The sequence below is a fragment of the Delftia sp. BGA-UO-ETr-SB1 genome (genome assembly GCF_059567865.1).
In genome coordinates this window covers 574694-592931 of sequence record NZ_JCAQOW010000004.1, presented here as the reverse complement: position 1 = coordinate 592931, position 18238 = coordinate 574694, and the positions used below count along the sequence as shown (strand labels likewise).

Here is an 18238-nt window from a genome sequence, read left to right as displayed (position 1 = left end):
AAACACAAGCCCATTGTTTCCACCACGGAACCAACCGCGTTCCACCACCCTCCTTTGCCAGCCGCCCCTGTCTCCCTAGAGTGAAAGCAAAAGGAGACAAGCATGTTCGAAGCCAATTTATTCCAGGGCCAGCGCGTCCTGATCACCGGGGGCGGCACGGGGCTGGGCCTGGCCATGGCGGCCAAGCTGGCAGAGCTGGGTGCCGAGCTGCACCTGTGCGGCCGGCGGCGCTCCGTGGTGCAGCAGGCCTGCGAGATGCTGAACAACGACACGGGCGCGCAGGCCTTTGCGCATGAACTCGACATTCGCCAGCCCGAGGCCGTGCACACCGTCATCGACCGCATCTGGGCCGAACACGGCCCGCTGACCGGCTTGGTCAACAACGCGGCCGGCAACTTCGTCAGCCGCACCGAGGACCTGAGCATCAACGGCTTCCATGCCATATCGGACATCGTCTTCCGGGGCACCTTCTACGTCACCCAGGCCGTGGGCCGCCGCTGGATCGCCGAAGGGCTGCCGGGCTCGGTGCTGTCCATCGTCGTCACCTGGGTGGACACGGGTTCGCCCTTCGTCGTGCCCTCGGCCATGTCCAAGGCCGGGCTGGACGCCATGACCAAATCGCTGGCCGTGGAATGGGGTCCCAAGCGCATACGGTTCAACGCGATTGCGCCGGGCGTGATTCCCACCCAGGGCGCCAGCCAGCGCCTGCGCCCCAGGATCGACGGCAACGAGGACTCGGCCGACCGCCGCCGCCTGGACAACCCCACGCGCCGCCTGGGCACGGGCGAGGACATCGGCAACATGGCCGCCTTCATCCTGGCCCCGGGCAACACCTGGCTCAACGGCCAGACCATCACGCTGGACGGCGGCGACGCCCTGGCCAATGGCGCCTACTTCACCGAATACCAGGCCTGGGACGATGCCGACTGGGCGCGCGCCCGGCAGATGGCCAAGGCCGCCAACCAGCCCAACGTCAACGATGGGGAGCAGGAGGCCACGCCCACATGAGCACCGCCGCCACGCCCCATTCCACCCTGGTCTTCGAACAGCGCACGCTGACCGGCGCCGCCCAGCAGCAGCGCGGCCGCCAGCTGGCCCAGGGCCTGCGCAGCCTGGGCCTGGCCGAAGGCGACGTGCTGGCCGTCTTCCTGCGCAACGGCATCGAATACGCCGACGTGGTCCATGCCTGCCGCATTGCGGGCATCTACTACTGCCCCGTCAACTGGCATTTCACGGCCACGGAGATCGACTACATCCTGGCCGACAGCGGCGCCCGCGCCCTCATCACCAGCCAGGACCTGCTCGACGGCCTCAAGGGCGAACTCTATGCGGACCTGCCCCGGCGCGTCGCCCACGCGCGCGAGCCGGAGCTGGACTACGAAACCTGGCTGGCCGCCCAGGCACCCTACGACGGCCCGCTGGTCGCGCCGCGCGGCCACATGGCCTATACATCGGGCACCACGGGCCGCCCCAAGGGCGTGCTGCGCAAGGCGTTTCCCGTGGAAGAACTGCCCCGGCGCCTGGCCGTGAACCAGGCGCTGATCGCCACCGCCTACGGCCTGCAGCCCGGCGCGCGCACCCTGCTGACCGCGCCCATCTACCACAGCGCGCCCAGCCTGTACTTCCAGAACGCGCTCATGCTCAGCGAGCTGGTGGTGCTGGAGCAGCGCTTCGACCCCGAGCGCTTCCTGCAGCTGGTGCAGGAGCACCGCATCGACACCGCCTACATGGTGCCCATCATGTACGTGCGCCTGCTCAGGCTGCCGCGCGAGGTGCGCGAGCGCTACGACATCTCCTCGCTGCGCTTCATCGCCTCCACCGGCTCGCCCTGCGCGCCCGAGGTCAAGAAGGCCATGATCGAGTGGATGGGGCCCATCATCAACGAGACCTATGCCTCCAGCGAGTCGGGCCTGGTCACCTTCATCGGCTCGGCCGACGCGCTCGCCCACCCGGGCAGCGCGGGCCTGCCGCTGCAGGACGCCGAAGTCCGCATCCTCGACAGGCAGGGCCAGGCCCTGCCCACGGGCGAGGTCGGCCTGATCTACGTGCGCCAGCCCGCCTATGCCGACTTCACCTACAAGGGCAACGAAGAGGCCCGCCGCAAGATGGACCAGGGCGGCCTGATCACCCTGGGCGATATGGGCTACCTGGACGAAGAAGGCTTTCTCTACGTCTGCGACCGCGACTCGGACATGGTGATCTCCGGCGGCGTGAACATCTACCCGGCCGAAATAGAGAACGAGCTGCTCAGGCACCCCGGCATAGCAGACTGCGCCGTCATCGGCGTGCCCGATGCCGAGTACGGCGAACGGCTGCTGGCCCTGGTCGAGCCCGGCCAGTCAGGCACACTGCCCGAGGCCGAACTGAAAGAATGGCTGCGCGGCCGGCTGGCGGCCTACAAGCTGCCGCGCAGCTTCGTCTTCCAGCGCCTGCCCCGCGACGACAACGGAAAGATCGCCAAAAGAAAGCTGCGCGACGCCCACTGGGGCGCGACGCAGCGCAAGATCTGAACCCGCCAACACCGAAAGAGAAGGAGACAACGCATGAACAAGGCCATCGCATTGCTGCTTGCCGCTGCGGCCACCGCAGCCGCAGCCCCCGGGTTCGCCCAGTCCGACTACCCCAGCAAGCCCATCAAGCTCATCGCCCCGTATGCGCCGGGCGGCTCGGTCGATGTGCTGGCCCGCACCCTGGCCACGCACCTGTCCACCGAGCTCAAGCAGTCCGTGGTCGTGGAGAACCGGCCGGGCGCCAACACCATGATTGCCGCCTCGGCCGTGGCGCGCTCGCCGGCCGACGGCTACACCCTGCTGCTGGCCAGCAATGCCAGCATGGTGCTCAACCCCCTGCTCTACAAAAAGCTGAGCTACAACCCCGACCGGGAGCTGAAGCTCACCAACATCCTGGCCGAGGCCCCGCTGGTGCTGGTCACCAACAGCCAGACCGGCATCAAAAACGTGGCCGACCTCAAGGCCTACTCCAAGGCCCACGCGGGCAAGCTCAACTACAGCTCGGTCGGCCTGGGCAACCCGCTGCAGCTGACCACCGAGCTGATCAAGTCCCGCCTGGACGTGGCCGCCACCCACATTCCCTTCAACGGCAGCGCGCCGGCCCTCACCGCCCTCATGGCCAACGACACCCAGCTCATGGTGGACGTGGCCGGCACCTCCCTGCCGCACATCAAGGCCGGCAAGCTGGTGGCCATTGCCACCACCGGGCCCGAGCGCTCGCAGTTCCTGCCGCAGACGCCCACCATTGCCGAATCGGGCGTGCCGGGCTTCAGGGCCTCCACCTGGTTCGGCATTGCCGTGCCCGCAGGCACGCCAGCGGACGCGCGCAACACCCTGCAGGCCGCCGTCAACAAGGTCATGCTCAACCCCGAGTTCGCAAGCGCCCTGGGCAACCAGACCCTGGCCGCCAGAAAGCCCCAGACCCAGGCCCAGCTCGACGACTTCCTGGCCGCTGACGGCCAGATGTGGCGCAAGGTGATCGCGGACAACGCGATTGCGCTGGAGAACTGAAGACCGAAAAGGTGATGAACTAAGGACCTAAGGGCCGGACACCTCGGCCTGCTCCACGAAGCGCAGCAGGCTGGCCCTGAGGAACTCGGTCATCACCTTGACGGCATGCGAGGGCCGCCGGTCCTCGGCCGTGATGATGTACAGCCGGTCGCCCAGGCCGGACACCGTCCAGTCCGGGCACACGCGCTGCACGGCGCCCGATCGCAGCTCGTCCATCACCATGTAGTTGGGCAAGGTGGCCACGCCGCTGCCCCGGAGCATGGACTGCTTGAGGAAGGGGAAATGCTCGCTGGTGATGCAGGGCTCGCACTTCAGTGCAATCTCCTGCTGCCCCTTTTTTACCGAGACGGCATAGGTCTTGCCATCGCCGGGCGGCGTCAGCAGCACGCCGTGGGGAATCTCGGCGGGGTCGTGGAACGGCCGCGCCTTGGCATAGGCGCTGCTGGCATACAGGCCAAAGCCCACCGGCCCCAGGTCGCGCGCCACCAGGTGCTCCTGCACGTCGCGCGCCACGCGCACGGCCACATCCACCTGGGCGCTCATGGGATCGCTCACCCGGTTGGAGAACAGCACGCGGATGCGCACCTGCGGGTGCCGCTTCTGGAACGCCAGCAGCATGTCGGCCAGGTACAGCTCGCCCAGGCCCGTGGGAATGCTCAGCCGCACCGAGCCCGTCACCACATGCTGCAGCGCGTCGATGGCGCCCTGCGCCGCCTCCACCTCCTGGATGATGCTGCGCCCGTGCTCGTACAGCACCTCGCCCGCCGCCGTCAGCAAAAAGCTGCGCGTCGTGCGGTGCAGCAGGGTCACGCCCAGCGCCGTCTCCAGCGCCTTGAGCTCCTTGCTCACCTTGGAGCGCGTGATATCGCGCTTGCGCGCCGCAGCGCTGAGGCTGCGCGCGTCCACGATCTCTACGAAATTGCGGATGAGGTTGATGTCCATGGCTTGAGAGCGGCAGATCAGGCGGCCAGCCTTGTGCGCGGCCGCAGGCAACGCGCCCGGACCGCCCCCCCGGACTATGGCACCGTCACGACGCCTGACCCCGCCACCCGTGGGCGCCGGGACACAGGGCTTTCCCCGGTGCCCGCCGCATCAGTCCAGGCTGATCTGCGACGAAGAGGCCACCTGCTTCCAGGTCGTCACATCCTTGAGGATCACCGCGCCGAACTGCTCCGGCGTATTGGCCACCACCGTGCCGCCCAGCTCTGCCAGGCGCTGGCGCAGTTGCGGATCGGCAAGGGCCTGCACGCTGGCCTTGTGCAGCTTGTCGCGGATGTCCTTGGGCAGGCCCTTGGGCGCAAGCAGGCCGTTCCAGGCCTGCACGGCGTAGCCGGACACGCCGGACTCTGCAAAGGTCGGCACATCGGGCAGCTCGCTGCTGCGCTGGGCCGTGGCCACGGCCAGCGGGCGGATCTTGCCGGACTTGATGTGCGGCAGCGAGGCCGGCAGCGGCTCCCACAGCATGGACACCTGGCCGCCGATCAAATCGGTGAAGGCCGGGCCCGCGCCACGGTAGGGCACATGCATGATCTGCACGCCCGCCTTGGCCTTGAACAGCTCCATGGCCAGATGGCCCAACCCGCCCGCGCCCGAGGACGCATACGACAGATGGCCCGGCTGCGCCTTGGCCAGCGCGATCAGCTCCTTCAGATTGGCCGCCTTGACCGAGGGATGCACGCTGAGCACGCCCGGCACCGTGATCACCTGGGTGATGGGCGTGAAATCCTTCACCGCGTCATAGGGCAGCTTGGTGTAGACGGCCGGATTCGTGCCGTGCGTGCTGGACGTGGCGCCCAGCAGCGTATAGCCGTCCGGCTTGGCATCGGCCACGAAGCGGGTGCCCAGCGAGCCACCGGCACCGGCCTTGTTCTCCACGATCACCGAGGCGCCCAGCACCTTGCCCAGCTGCTGCGCGAACAGGCGGTTCACCACATCGGCCGTGCCGCCTGGCGGGAAGGGAACGATCAGGCGGATGGGCTCGGCCGTGGGCCAGCCGGCATCGGCCGCCAGGGCCGACTGCGCGGGCGCCAGCGCGCCCAGGGCCAGGGCCGCCGTGGTTGCAGACAGGCTGCGGATCATGAAATTGCGGCGTTGCATAGGATTTTTCTCCTCGTTGAAATTCTTCGGAACCAGCACTCTCCAGTCACCGGCCCAGGCGCTCCAGCCAGGCCAGCACCCGGCCCAGCACCTCGTCGCCATTGGTGTCCAGCATGCAGAAATGCGAATTGCCGGTAATGCCTGCGGCCGGTAGGTCCAGCACCTCGGCACGGCCGCCCAGGCGGCGCAGCAGCTGCCAATACACATCGGTCTGCGCGCGGTACTTCTGCCACTGCGGGCTGTGCGCGAAATGGTCGCCCCACACCGCCAGGTGCGGGATGGCCGATGCAGGCGCGAAGGCATCCGCCCCCTCCTGCCCCTGTTGCTCCTGTTGCTCCTGTTGCACCACCGGCATGCCCGTAGGCTCCACGCCCACCACGGCGCGCACCAGGTGCGGCTTGCGGCTGGCCGCATGCGCGGCAAAGCCACCGCCCTGGCTGTGGCCCATCACCACGCAGGGGCCGAACTGCTCCAGCAGCGCGTCATAGGCCGCCATGGCCATGGCCTCGTGCCCCAGCCAGCGCGGCACCATCTGCCGCACCAGGGCGTCAAAATTCTCATGTGGAAACCGCTGGCCAACGAAGGGCTCGCCCACACCGTCGCCTGAAGGCGCCGCATGGCCTATGCGAAACAGCGTCCACGCCTCCTCGGCACTGCGGAACACGGGCGCCTCGGCATAGATCTCGGGGAACATCGCCCAGCCCGCGCGGCCGCGCTCCACGGCATCGCAGACCACCACGTCATGGCCGGCCTCCAGCAGGCGCCACAGCCAGCCCTGGCGCCCATCGGGCGTGGACTCCCACTGCGCACCCGTCATGCCGCCGCCGTGCCACAGCAGCACCGGCAGGGGGCTGCGCGGACGCGCCAGCCGGTACTCCATGGCGTACATCTGGCCCACGGCATAGCTGCCATTCATGTCCAGCGGCCGCTCGCCGCCATTGCGCACCACTTCCCTGTGCTGGATCGGCAGATCCCGCACCGTGCGCTGCGCACCGCCAATGAAATGGCTTTGCATCTTCCTGAGGCAAACTTCAGGCATAACAGGGCTTCTCTCGCATGCCGCCATGCTAGGCATGCCCCGCCTTGGTGCTGTGCCGATTGCGGCGGGGCTGTGCCGGATCAGCACAGCCCTGCACCCACCCTACCCATGCACGAACTCAACCTCAAACTGCTGCAGGACCTGCAGGCCCTGGCCGACACCGGCAGCCTCTACAAGGCCGCCGAGCGCCGCCACATCACCCACCCCGCCTTCGGCCGCCGCATCCGCGCGCTGGAGGAATGGGCGGGCACGCCCCTGGTCGAGCGCGGCCACCAATCCACCACGCTCACGGCCGCCGGCAAGACGCTGCTGGCCTCGGCCCATGAAGTGCTGGGCATCCTGGAGCAGACCCACGGCCTGCTGCAGCGCCCCCACCGCACGCGCGATGAAACCATCACCATCGCGGCCGGCCGCACGCTGTCGCACACCGTCCTGCCGGGCATCATCACCGCCCTCAACCAGGCCATGCCCCAGCTGTGCTGGAAAGTGGTCACCACCAGCCTGGACTACGGCGTGGAAATGCTGCTGCAAGGCAAGGTGGACCTGCTCATGTGCCACGCCCAGCCCGCCATCGAAGGCAGCCTGCAGGGCCACCACCTGGCCTGGCTGCCCGTGGGCCAGGACACGCTGATCCCCGTCAGCATCCCCCTGGTCCCGCAACTGCCCAAATACGCCCTGCCCGCCCACGGCGGCGGCCCGCTGGTGCCCTACCTGGACTACGCGCAAAGCATGTCCCTGGGCAAGATCCTGCGCAGCCACCTGCACGAACTGTGCGACACCACGCGCCTGCGCACCGTCTACGAGGCCGACCTCGCCGACTCCCTGCACGCCATGGTCCACCAGGGCCTGGGCCTGGCCTGGCTGCCGCTCACCCTGGTCAAGACCGACCTGACCGAAGGCCGCCTGGCCCGCGCGGCCGGGCCCGACAAGGACGTGCCCATCAACGTGCGGCTCTACCGCCGGCCTGCGGCGCAGAGCAAGCCGCTCACGCGCAGGGTGTGGGCGGGGTTGGAGAATCTTTATGGGAGGAGTCAGAAGTCGTGAGCACTCAGTCTGACCCGTAGCGTTCGACCTTCACGTTACTCAGCGTCTGCGAATTTAGAGCTGCAGAACTCATCCACCATCGCCTTGAACATCGGGCTTTGGCCAGTCTCTGCGGCCACCAGCGTACTGGCAGCATTCGAATAGAAAGCGCGATAGCCGGAATAGGCACCGGCTTCATTCTTGCCATCAATTTTTCCGCACAGCGTGGGCTGTTCATCCACGTTGCTGATAAACAAGTCCTTGAAGCGTGCAGACTGGGGATTCTGGAGCTTCTTGGATGTACTGATCTTCGCGTTTGCCACGAAGCTCTTCCAATTGCCACCGGCGATCTGGCCGACTGCCTGTTCATTGGATTGGCGCTTTTCCTGCGAGGATTTCAAATCAGCCTTTGAGAACTTGCGCCCCATCACGCTGGCCTCTTCCACCTCCGCACTGGTCTTGCCCACAGAGCACACCAGCTTTGCACCCTTGTAATTGAACTCAAGATTGATGCGGTCGTCCTGTGCAAACGTTCGCGCCTTGTCGTCTACGGGCGAAGCGGCATCGGGGAATGTCTTGAGGCACGCCTTTATCGCACTGTCGCGATTGGCCACAGGTGCGGCGGCAACGCCCAATGCCATCTGCGCAACGGCCATTGCAATGATCAGCTTCTTCATGTGTTCCGCTCCCTTATCCAATTGATTCATTCATGCCCGACTTGGGCGCGGGCATCTTATCAGTTGCATTTGAATCATTCGCGCAATGGACGATGCGGATTCCCACTTCGGATTGCTTCCCTTCATCACCTTGCCAAACAGCTGCTTCTCAAAGCCTGCATTCGGCCACGCAGACACACCGAATCGCTGCCCCGCCCTCCGCACCCTGCGGCATCAGGCAGGCCACATTGCAGAGATGGAAGCTGCCCAGGACTTTCCCCTTGGCCCCGCTGCAGCCTTGAACTAGCATGGCCTGCACCGTCCCGGCCGGGACGGATCTTCCCTGGGCATCGATGAGCTTTCCCGTTCAGATTCCGATCCGAGTCCCCTGCCCTCCGGGCGCCTGCATCTGCGAGCACGACGCCCTGCTCGCCGACTCCATGGCTGACCAGCGCATCCTGCGGCTCACCAGGGAAGAGGAAAAACGCCTGCTGCAGCGGCTGGAACGCATCACCAGCCTGCAGGACCTGCGCCATGTGGAGCAGCGCATGTATGAACAGCTCGGCATCCGCGTGCGCATCAAGGCCGGCGCCAGCGAAGTGCGCACCGTGCGCGGCATACAGATCGAGGTCTTGCCCATGCGCGGGCTGTGCAGCAAGACGCGGCAGGCGATTCCTGCGGCGATTCGGCGGGGGATGGAGAGGACGCCGGAGGTGGCGTTTGAGTTGTTGGATGAGGGGGGGTTGTTTGGGTGAGTAGTCAGACCGATTATTGACGACCCCGATATTAGACCTATTCAATAATTACATTTGACATTCAAAAATTAAATCACAACTGATTAGGATAAATGTGAAGAAAATTTCCAACAACCCCTCATCAAAAGAGATGATAGAACTTTTAAACGCTTTTGAAAACCTTGAAGCGCTATACAAACACGTTCCGTTTGCCCGAAATTTTCTCCCCAACGCTGGGCAAATTTTCACTGACCTTCAAGAGATAAAAAAGCAATCTGAACTACTTTTTATCCCAGATCGTTTTAATGAGAACTTCTCACAAATGGGATGGATTGCCTATGAGTCAATGAACATAGACGTAATGATTGAGGCGCTTGAAAGAAAAACAACTGTTGGCATCGAAGACGCGGAACAGTTACTTGCGGATCACTACGATCAAAAAACACTAGACTATGGAATCATCCGTTTTCATAGTCATCCAGAATTCCGGAAGAGGCTACGATTGATTGAATTGGCCAGAACAGACTATCTCGCAGGCAGATTTCATGCATGCGTACCTCTTCTACTATCAATAGTAGATGGCCTTGTTAATGACATATCTAAGAGTGTTGGCTTCTTCGCGGATAGTGTTGACATGACAGCATGGGACAGTATTGCTGCTCATGAGACAGGGCTTTCAGCAATTGCCAAGATTATGCGCTCAGGAAGAAACAAAACAAACGAGGAACCAATCAGCATTCCATTTCGGAACGGAATATTACACGGGCGTGATCTCGCCTTTGATAACAAATTGGTTGCAGCAAAATGCTGGTCAACCATTTTTGCAGTTCGAGATTGGGCTAATTCAGTAGCCAACAGCAGAAATCAGCCTCAAGCGATGGATGATTTCTGCTGGTCTCAACTATTCAGAAAAGCTACCGAAAACAAAAAAATCCGGAACGCCCTTGAAGCTTGGAAGCCTCGCCAATCGGAAGAAGTAGTTCATTTACCATCTCATGGTCCAGCAACATCTATTCGCGAACAAACTCCAGAGCGCATAGTTGCCGAATTCATCGAAAATTGGGAAAAAGGAAGATATGGACTAATGGCTGAATTATTAGTTGATTTTTCAGATATACCGAAAGGAAAAAGATCCGGCAGGACCAAACGAGATTTTGGTTCGCACAAACCAATTTCATACACGATAATCGGCGTTACAGATGAGTCTGCTGCAATTTCTCAAATCGAAGTTGAAATCGTCTTTGAGAAGCAAAACATTCACACCCCCATTTTCTTCAATATCCGCACTGTCTATCAAAGCAGTAGCAATGATTTATTAATAAGAGGAGAAAAAAATGGCTCATGGAAAATCGTGCAAAACAGCTTTGGAAATGTGATATACGGCAGCTCGATGTAATTTTCAACCGCTGTTTAGATATTTAGCACACAGCTACGAAACCCGTAGTATCTCTAGCACTTCAGACAAGCGAACATCCTCCACTTTTGAAGAGGATGCCATGCCACACGCCAGTCATCAGAGGGGACACAAGCCGACAGACTCCTTGCCAGTTGCAGACTGGGTAACGCCCCACAGGAGCAGCAACCCATGAAGCACATCCCCCCATCCCCTCCCCCCGAAAACACCCAGACCCAGAAACTCGCAACAGCTCTGCACGAAATGGACCGTTTCGTGCAGCAAGGCTGTGCCGAGGTTTCCGCCCTGGCCCAGCTGGCGCTGGCCTGGCTGGAGATCCCCGAAGGCCATCAGCGGCTGGACGTGGTGGCGCAGGCGCTGGTGACCATTCGCAACAGCGCTGAATCGCTGGCGGAGTTCGCGGGCAGTGAAGCCCGGGTGATGAACTGCGAGTACGAGGACCAGGCAGAGGTGCGCCGCAGCGAGGCGGCCAAGGTGGCTGCCGAAGAGGCCGGGCATGTGTACACCGTGGCGGGGCCTGGGGTGGCGCGCGGCGTCAGGTAGTCCCGCAGGTACTGGGTCTGCGCCCGTTGCACCCTGCACGGCCGTCTATCCCTTGCGCGTGCGAAACAGCAGCCACAGCAGATACACCCCGCCCAGCAGCCCCGTCACCAGCCCGATGGGCAGATGCAGGCGCACGGGTGCCCACTGGCTGAGCATGTCGGCCGCCAGCAGCAGAACGGCGCCCATGGCTGCCGCCGTGAACAGGGGCACGTCGGGCGACAGCCCCAGGCGCCTGGCCACCTGGGGCGCGGCCAGCGCGATGAAGGCGATGGGCCCCGCCGCTGCCGTGGCGATGGCGGTCAGGGCCACGGCAGCCATCACCATGGTGAGCCGCGTGCGCGGCACGTTGACGCCGAGCTGGGTGGCGGCATCGTCGCCCAGCTCCAGCAGGTTGATGCGGCGGGCGCACCACAGCACGACGGGCACGATGGCGATGAAGCCCAGCGCGGCGGGCACGACATGGGCCCAGGTCCGCGCGCTGAGCGAGCCGGCCAGCCAGCGCTGCGCGGCGACGGCCCGGTCCAGGTCCCCCATGACCAGCAAGATGGTGTTCAGGCCCGAGAGCGTGGCCCCCACGCCTATGCCCACCAGCACCAGCCGGTAGCCGCCGGCAGCACGCCGGCCCCCGGACAGCGCAAGCACGACCGCCGCCGTGGCCATGCCCGACAGCACGGCGGCCAGCGATGTCCACAGCGGCCCGGCGTCACCCAGCACGATGAGCGCAATCGCCCCGCTGGCCGCGCCGGTGGTGAAGCCGATCACGTCCGGCGAGCCCAGCGCGTTGCGGGAGATGGACTGGAAGATGGCGCCCGCCATGCCAAGCGACGCGCCCACGAAGACGGCCGTGAGGACACGCGGCAGCCGCACCCGCTGCACGATGCGCTCTGCTGCGGGGTTGGAGCCCGTGCCCAGCAGGCTGTCCAGCACTTCGGCGGGGCTGAGGGACAGGGTTCCCGTGCCCAGCAGCAGCACACCCAGCACCAGGGCCAGCACGACCAGCGCCATGCCCACGGCCAGCGGCCTGGGCCGCCAGAGAAACGAACAGGCTCCCCAGCGCACAACGGATGTGTTCACGGAGGTCTTCATAGCCTGCTCAAGCGGTATCTGCACGCCACCCAGACAAAGAACGGCCCGCCGATCAGGCAGGCGACGATGCCCGCAGCCACTTCGGCAGGTGCTGCGACGACGCGGCCCAGCACATCGGCACCCAGCAGCAGCACCGCCGCGTAGAGCGCGGACAGCGGCAGTATCCAGCGGTAGTCCGGCCCGCACGAGAGGCGTGCCAGATGCGGTGCCACCAGGCCGACGAAGGCGATGGGCCCCACGGCCGCCGTGGCCGCCCCGGCCAGCAGCATGACCGCAAGGCAGGCCAGTTGTGCGGTGGCGCGCACATTGACGCCCAGCGCCAGGCCCACGTCATGCCCCAGCGCCATGGCGTTGAGCTGGCCGACGATGGCCCAGGCCGCCGCCAGCCCCGCCGCCACGGCGGCCGCCAGCACGGCGGCGCTGGCATAGCCGCTGCCCTCCAGGGAGCCGGCCGCCCAGTGGCGGAAGCCGTCAAAGACTTCCGGGGGCGCGTTGAGCAGGATGATGCCGGCGCTGGAGGTGAGCATGACCGACAGGCCGGCCCCGGCCAGGACCAGGCGCACCGGGTGCGCGCCCGCGCCCCGGGACTGCCCGAACGCGAAGACGGCGGCGCCCGCCAGCCCCGCGCCGGCAAAGGCGCACCAGACGTACTGGAGCACGGACGTCAGGCCGAAGGCCGTCATGCCGATGAGCACGGCCAGCGCCGCACCCGCGTTGACGCCCAGCAGGCCCGGCTCCGCCAGGGGATTGCGGGTGACGGCCTGCATGAGCGCGCCGGCCACGCCCAGCGCCATGCCGGCCAGGATGGCCACCACGGTGCGGGGCATGCGCAGCAGGCTGACGATCAGGTGCTGGTCATCACGCAGGTCCGGAGCCCGCAGCGCGCCGAGGATGTCGGCCAGCGCAATGTCGCGCGAGCCGACGGTGATGCCGAGCACGGCGATGATGGCCAGCGCCAGCAGCCCGCCTGCAAGGCCCAGCCAACGCCTGCAGTGCAGGGAGGAGCGCGGGGAGGAGCGCAAACAGGAGCGCTGGGCAGGCCGCGCCGCCGCGCCTTGGAGCCGTGCACGCATGGCTCAGCGGAAATGGCTTGCCACGGCGTCGACCATCTGCTGCCCCGAGTAGTAGTCGATGCGAAACGAGGTCGGGCCCAGCGGATAGACGCGCCGGCCGGCAACGGCGGGCAGGTTGGCCAGCAGCGGATCGTCCAGGAAGGCCTGCACATCGCCCTGCGAGGCGCCGAGCAGGAAGACGGAGTCGCCGGTGATGGCGGCCGAGAGATTCTCGCGGGAGATGAATTCGAAGTCCGAGGCGCGTGTGACCTGGGCGGCCAGCGCGGGCGGCAGGCCCTCCACCTTGAAGCCCAGTGCGGCCAGCAGCCGCGCATGGGGGCTGGCGGCGCGGCCTATGGAGTAGCTGCCGGCCAGGTTGTAGGCGACGATGCTGACAGGCTGGGCCGGTGGCGTGATGGAGGCGGCGGTCTGCGCCACATGGGCATCGAAGCGGGCAATGGCTGCGGCGGCCTGCTTCGCATGGCCCGTGATGCGGCCCAGCTCGGTGGCGATGTCCTGCCAGGACTGGCTGGAGTAGTCGACCACGACCATGGGCACGCCCTGCGACTGCAGTTCGGTGCGGTGCTGGGCCACGCTGTCGGCCCCGGTGGCGGAGGCCACCAGCAGGTCGGGGCTGGCGCCGATGGCGGCCTCGATGTCGAATTGCAGGTTGCGGTAGAGCACCTGCACGCCGCGCTTGTCGGCAACCGCGGCCCATTGCGAGAAAAAGCCCTTGTCGTCGGTCATGCGGCTGGGCGTGGTCGCGGCGGTCGCAACGACCGGCGCATCGATGGCCAGCAGGATGCCGGTCACGCTGGGCGAGGTGGAGACGATGCGCCGGGGCAGCGGTGCATGGTCTGCGTGTGCTGCAGCCGGCGTATCCGATGTACCCGGCGTATGCGGTGCGGCGCCCGCCACGGGAACGGCGGCGCGTGGAAACCATGCGAAACAGGCCAGCACGGCCAGTGCGGCGGCCGCGCCCAGGGCGGCAAGTTGGAGTCTGTTCATCTCGATCCGAAGCGACGGGGCCGGGCGCCAGGGCGGCGTCTTCAGCGTATTCCGTATTGTAGAATTCATTCCACATTGCAAACACCGAAGGACCTATCGATTGTGGGAAATGACCGGCCATGACGCAGCGCCTGAGTGCTGATGCGGTGACGCTGCGCTACGGCGAGCGCACGATTTCGCAGGGCCTGTCCCTTGCCATTCCCGATGGTTCCTTCACCGTCATCGTGGGGCCGAACGCCTGCGGCAAGTCCACCCTGCTGCGCGCGCTGTCGCGGCTGCTGGTGCCGGTGGCCGGGCAGGTCATCCTCGATGGCCGGCACATCTCGCAATTTCCCGCCAAGGAGGTGGCACGGCGCCTGGGCCTGCTGCCGCAAAGCGCGGTGGCGCCCGAGGGCATCACGGTGGCGGACCTGGTGGCGCGGGGGCGCTACCCCCATCAATCCTTCCTGAGGCAGTGGACGGACGCGGATGAGCAAGCCGTGGCCGAGGCCATGCAGGCCACCGATGTGGCAGCACTGTCCGACCGCCTGCTGGACGAGCTGTCAGGCGGCCAGCGCCAGCGGGTGTGGATTGCGATGGTGCTGGCGCAGCAGACGCCGATCCTGTTGCTGGACGAGCCCACGACGTTCCTGGACATCGCCCACCAGATCGAGCTGATGGAGCTGCTGGCGGATCTCAACGACGCCGGCCGCACGGTGGTTGCGGTGCTGCACGACCTCAACCAGGCCTGCCGCTATGCCTCGCACCTGATCGCCATGCGCGACGGGCGCATTGCCGCGCAGGGCGCGCCCGGAGCGATCTTCACGGAGCAGTTGGTGCAGGAGGTGTTCGGCCTGCCGGCCGTGATCATGGCAGACCCTGTGTCGGGGACGCCCCTGGTGGTGCCCAGGGGGCGCAGGGCCGTGAATGCCAGGGAGCGCGCCGCAGGGAACTGAGGCGCCCGGGCATTTTTCCCGGCGCGGCTTTCAAGGCGAATCTGCGCTGAAGGCCCGCCCGCCCGTGGACTGGTTGATCAGGCTGGCCTCGCGGAACAGCGCGACCCGGTCTTGCGGCGACTTGAGCTGGCCCAGGTCCGAGACGGTGGTGACCGTGCAGACGATTTCATGCTGCGCATCGAACACCGGCGCCGCCTGGCCCGTGACGTTGGACAGCAGGTGGCTGGTCATCTCGGACCAGCAGCGCTCGCGCACTTCGTCGAGCACGGCCTTGGCCGGCGGCTTGCCACGGAAATGCGGGGGCTGCTGGCGCCGTGCGGCGTCGATGGTGGCCTTGGGCAGGAAGGCCTGGAACACCAGGCCGCAGGCAGTGTTGTCTATGGGCAGGATGTCGCCCAGCGCCAGCGGGTTGATTGAGAAGTAGGCGCTGCGGTACCAGCGCACCAGGGTGGGCCCCCGGTCGGTCCAGATGGCCACGCCGCCGCTGAGCGCATGGCTGTGCGTCAGCGCCTTCATGCGCTGCGCCGCAATCTCCACCGCATCCACACGCTTGAGCGCGCCAATGCCGATGCTCAGCGCCGCGCTGCCCAGGTCATACAGGCCGCTGGCCGGGTCCTGCTTGGCCAGGCCTTCCTTGACGAGGCTTTGCAGGTAGCGGTGGGCCGTGGAGCCCCCCGTTCCCGTTCGCCGGGCCACCTCGCCCAGCGCCAGTTCGCTTTCGGCATTGGCCAGGACCATGAGAAACCGGGTGGCGATGGAGACGGACTGGATGGTGCCGGAGCGCTTCTCGCCGGCTGTCGTCTGAGGTGTTGTTGTTTTCAAGGGCTGGGCTTTCTTGCCTGTACCAGGCGCATCGCAGGTGGGGGCGCGAGCGCCGCCGGTGTCGATGATACCGGCTCTGCCGAAGGCTCTGCACGGGTGCGCGCACACCATTTCGCTGCTGTTTTTTTCTTCCGCATGTGGGAATGCATTCCCTACTGTGGAATTTCAATGCATGATGGCGACCTTTGAAAAATACGAATCATTCTCATCAAAGGAAGATGCTGTGAAGCTGTGTTTCCATCGCAGGCTCCCGTCCCGGGCGGGCGCCATCGCACTCTCTACCCTGATGGCGCCGGCCGGCGCCTTCGCACAGGGCGCATCGGGTTCCGGGGGGGAATCCAACGCGCTTGAAGCGGTCGTGGTCAGCGGAGAAAAGGTCAGGCGCGAACTCAAGGACACGGCCTCCTCCGTGTCGGTCAAGGCCGGCAAGGACCTGGCCCGGCAGGAGTCCGGCAATGCCTCGGTCCACGAGGTGCTGCACGACGTGCCCAACGTGGTCTACACCGACACGGTGGGCGCGCCCATCATCCGCGGGCAGGACACGCAGGGCCCCAACAACGGCCAGAACGTCTTCTGGGGCGGCACGGTGCCGCGCGCCACCATCAACCTGGATGGGCACTACCTCAACTACAACGAGATGTTCTTCGGCGCGACCTCGGTCTGGGATGTGGAGAGCATCGAGGTGTTCCGCGGCCCGCAGACCACCTCGCAGGGTGCCAATGCCATTGCGGGCGCCATCGTCGTGAACACCAAGGACCCCAGCTTCAAGCGCGAAGGGGCCTACCAGCTGGAGGCGGGCGACTACCACTCGCGGCGTGCGTCCATCGCCGTCTCCGGCCCCGTGGGCGAGGAGCTGGCCGCGCGGCTGGCCGTGGACTACTCGGGGCGCGACACTTTCATCGACTACACCAATCCGCAGTTCCAGCGGGGCCAGGCCGATCAGGATTTCCGCGCGCTGAACGCACGCATGAAGTTACTGTGGCTGCCCAGCCGCATTCCGGGCCTGGAGGCCAAGTTCACCTATTCCCACAACGACAGCAACCGCCCCAGCCAGGAGGCAGCGTCCGCTCCGTTCAACGCGCTGGAGCACTGGACGACGACCATGCCCAGCTGGAAGCAGAAGACCGACACCGGCATCCTCGACCTCAGCTACGAGCTGGGCAATGGCGTGCGGCTGGTCAACCAGTCCCAGTACTCGCGCTCGTCCGTGCAGCGCTACACGGGCATCCCCGGCGAGGGCGATGCCGATATCCGCCAGAACAATGTCTCCAATGAGCTCCGCGCCCTGGTGGGCAGCGACAAGGACCGCCTGAGCGGCTTCGGCGGCGTCTACTACGCGCGCACCGGCACGGACGAAAGCCTGCTGCTGCGCGGCCTGTCCGCCTTCGACGACACGAAGAAGAACCTGGGCGTCTTCGGCGAGCTGAACTGGCGCCTGGCCGACCGCTGGACCCTGACCAGCGGCCTGCGCTACCAGCAGGACGAGGTGGTGCGCACCGGCACTTCGGTGCTGGCACCCACCGCCCTCGACTACACGAAAACCTTCTCGGCACTGCTGCCCAAGCTGTCCCTGGCCTATGCCGCCACACCGCGCTGGACCGTGGGCGCGCTGGTCAGCCGGGGCTACAACCCGGGCGGTGTGTCGCTGAACCTCACCAGCCGGCAATGGGCCTATTTCAAGAAGGAGTCGATCTGGAACTACGAACTGTTCAGCCGCGCCAGCCTGCTCGATGACCGGCTGATGCTCAACACCAACCTGTTCTACATGGACATGCGGGATGCGCAGTACAACATCCCCGTGGTCATCTCCCCGGGCGTGGCCCAGTCCTACACCATCAACGCGGAGAAGGCCCATGCCTATGGCTTCGAGCTGGGCGCCGACTACCGCGCGCTGGACAACCTGCGGATCAAGGCCGGCGTGGGCGTGCTGCGCACCCGCATCGAGGAAATGGGCAGCAACCCCGGCTACGAGCACAACCGCTTCGCCCGCTCGCCCGGCTACAACCTGAGCCTGGGCGTGAGCTGGGACGCCAGCCCCCGGTTCAATGTCTCCGGCCAGGTGCGCCACCTGGACGGCTACTACTCCGATACCGCCAACACGCGCGCCTATGCGGTCGGCTCCAACACCATCGCCGACCTGCGCATGACCTATGCCTACAGCGCGCGCGTGCAGCTGTACGGCTATATCAAGAACGTCTTCGACAGGCGCGCACCGACGTACCTGCAGCAAAACCGCGGCATCGGCGGCATCGAGGCCAGCATGACCGCGCCGCGCATGATCGGCGTGGGCGTGCGCGGAACGTTCTGA

17 protein-coding genes are annotated in these 18238 nt (G+C 65.5%); 9 read left to right on the top strand and 8 right to left on the bottom strand.

Annotation, left to right across the window (positions count from 1 at the left end; all coding sequences use genetic code 11):
- The first annotated feature begins 102 nt into the window (after positions 1-102).
- From AC57B5_RS03170 to AC57B5_RS03160, 3 genes are read left to right on the top strand one after another with little or no spacing between them, the layout of a single operon-like run.
- Entirely contained in the window at positions 103-1008 is a 906-nt protein-coding gene (locus AC57B5_RS03170; RefSeq protein ID WP_043822631.1) for an SDR family oxidoreductase, read from the top strand.
- Positions 1005-2510 (top strand): acyl-CoA synthetase, encoded by a 1506-nt coding sequence (locus AC57B5_RS03165; protein WP_496398708.1) that lies wholly within the window; start codon positions 1005-1007, stop codon positions 2508-2510. The genes AC57B5_RS03170 and AC57B5_RS03165 overlap by 4 nt, the downstream gene beginning before the upstream one ends.
- 33 nt (positions 2511-2543) lie before the next feature.
- Positions 2544-3521 carry a Bug family tripartite tricarboxylate transporter substrate binding protein gene (locus AC57B5_RS03160; RefSeq protein WP_012205004.1) on the top strand — a complete coding sequence of 326 codons (978 nt, stop codon included), beginning with the start codon at positions 2544-2546 and terminating at the stop codon, positions 3519-3521.
- Between the two features lie 27 nt (positions 3522-3548).
- Here the strand turns inward: AC57B5_RS03160 and AC57B5_RS03155 are convergent, their stop codons facing one another.
- The 3 genes from AC57B5_RS03155 to AC57B5_RS03145 form a co-directional block, all read right to left on the bottom strand.
- Positions 3549-4463 (bottom strand): LysR family transcriptional regulator, encoded by a 915-nt coding sequence (locus AC57B5_RS03155; RefSeq protein WP_016448094.1) that lies wholly within the window; start codon positions 4461-4463, stop codon positions 3549-3551.
- Positions 4464-4613: 150 nt separating this feature from the next.
- Positions 4614-5618 carry a tripartite tricarboxylate transporter substrate binding protein BugE gene (locus tag AC57B5_RS03150; RefSeq protein ID WP_238003059.1) on the bottom strand — a complete coding sequence of 335 codons (1005 nt, stop codon included), beginning with the start codon at positions 5616-5618 and terminating at the stop codon, positions 4614-4616.
- Between the two features lie 46 nt (positions 5619-5664).
- Positions 5665-6633, bottom strand: a complete 969-nt coding sequence (locus AC57B5_RS03145) for an alpha/beta hydrolase (protein ID WP_496398707.1) — start codon at positions 6631-6633, stop codon at positions 5665-5667.
- 132 nt (positions 6634-6765) lie between these two features.
- Between AC57B5_RS03145 and AC57B5_RS03140 the strand changes: the two genes are divergently transcribed.
- Positions 6766-7701, top strand: a complete 936-nt coding sequence (locus AC57B5_RS03140; protein ID WP_013802857.1) for a LysR family transcriptional regulator — start codon at positions 6766-6768, stop codon at positions 7699-7701.
- A gap of 35 nt (positions 7702-7736) precedes the next feature.
- Here AC57B5_RS03140 and AC57B5_RS03135 read toward each other — a convergent pair whose 3' ends face one another.
- Positions 7737-8357, bottom strand: coding sequence for a hypothetical protein (locus AC57B5_RS03135; RefSeq protein ID WP_496398706.1), 621 nt, complete (start codon positions 8355-8357; stop codon positions 7737-7739).
- A gap of 332 nt (positions 8358-8689) precedes the next feature.
- On the opposite strand from AC57B5_RS03135, the gene AC57B5_RS03130 reads away from it, so the two are divergent.
- The 3 genes from AC57B5_RS03130 to AC57B5_RS03120 all read left to right on the top strand — a co-directional run bounded on the left by AC57B5_RS03130 (position 8690) and on the right by AC57B5_RS03120 (position 11027).
- Entirely contained in the window at positions 8690-9091 is a 402-nt protein-coding gene (locus AC57B5_RS03130) for a hypothetical protein (RefSeq protein WP_496399426.1), read from the top strand.
- Between the two features lie 94 nt (positions 9092-9185).
- On the top strand, positions 9186-10466 hold the full coding sequence (locus AC57B5_RS03125; protein ID WP_496398705.1) for a hypothetical protein: 1281 nt from the start codon (positions 9186-9188) through the stop codon (positions 10464-10466).
- A gap of 189 nt (positions 10467-10655) precedes the next feature.
- Positions 10656-11027: a hypothetical protein gene (locus AC57B5_RS03120; protein WP_454709099.1), complete on the top strand. Its 372-nt coding sequence runs from the start codon at positions 10656-10658 to the stop codon at positions 11025-11027.
- A gap of 45 nt (positions 11028-11072) precedes the next feature.
- Here AC57B5_RS03120 and AC57B5_RS03115 read toward each other — a convergent pair whose 3' ends face one another.
- The 3 genes from AC57B5_RS03115 to fepB are packed head-to-tail and all read right to left on the bottom strand — an operon-like array spanning position 11073 to position 14173.
- The gene (locus AC57B5_RS03115) at positions 11073-12113 is read right to left on the bottom strand and encodes a FecCD family ABC transporter permease (RefSeq protein WP_202759840.1); all 1041 of its coding nucleotides are present in this window, start codon (positions 12111-12113) and stop codon (positions 11073-11075) included.
- Complete coding sequence (locus AC57B5_RS03110) at positions 12110-13186, bottom strand: FecCD family ABC transporter permease (RefSeq protein WP_496398704.1); 1077 nt, start codon at positions 13184-13186, stop codon at positions 12110-12112. Before AC57B5_RS03110 ends, AC57B5_RS03115 begins: the two co-directional genes overlap by 4 nt.
- A 3-nt stretch (positions 13187-13189) precedes the next feature.
- On the bottom strand, positions 13190-14173 hold the full coding sequence (gene fepB / locus AC57B5_RS03105; protein ID WP_496398703.1) for a Fe2+-enterobactin ABC transporter substrate-binding protein: 984 nt from the start codon (positions 14171-14173) through the stop codon (positions 13190-13192).
- 119 nt (positions 14174-14292) lie between these two features.
- Between fepB and AC57B5_RS03100 the strand changes: the two genes are divergently transcribed.
- The gene (locus AC57B5_RS03100; protein ID WP_496398702.1) at positions 14293-15108 is read left to right on the top strand and encodes an ABC transporter ATP-binding protein; all 816 of its coding nucleotides are present in this window, start codon (positions 14293-14295) and stop codon (positions 15106-15108) included.
- 30 nt (positions 15109-15138) lie between these two features.
- Here the strand turns inward: AC57B5_RS03100 and AC57B5_RS03095 are convergent, their stop codons facing one another.
- Positions 15139-15930: an IclR family transcriptional regulator gene (locus AC57B5_RS03095; RefSeq protein WP_496398701.1), complete on the bottom strand. Its 792-nt coding sequence runs from the start codon at positions 15928-15930 to the stop codon at positions 15139-15141.
- A 358-nt stretch (positions 15931-16288) separates the two neighbouring features.
- On the opposite strand from AC57B5_RS03095, the gene AC57B5_RS03090 reads away from it, so the two are divergent.
- A complete protein-coding gene (locus AC57B5_RS03090; protein ID WP_496398700.1) occupies positions 16289-18238 on the top strand; it encodes a TonB-dependent receptor in 1950 nt (649 codons plus the stop codon).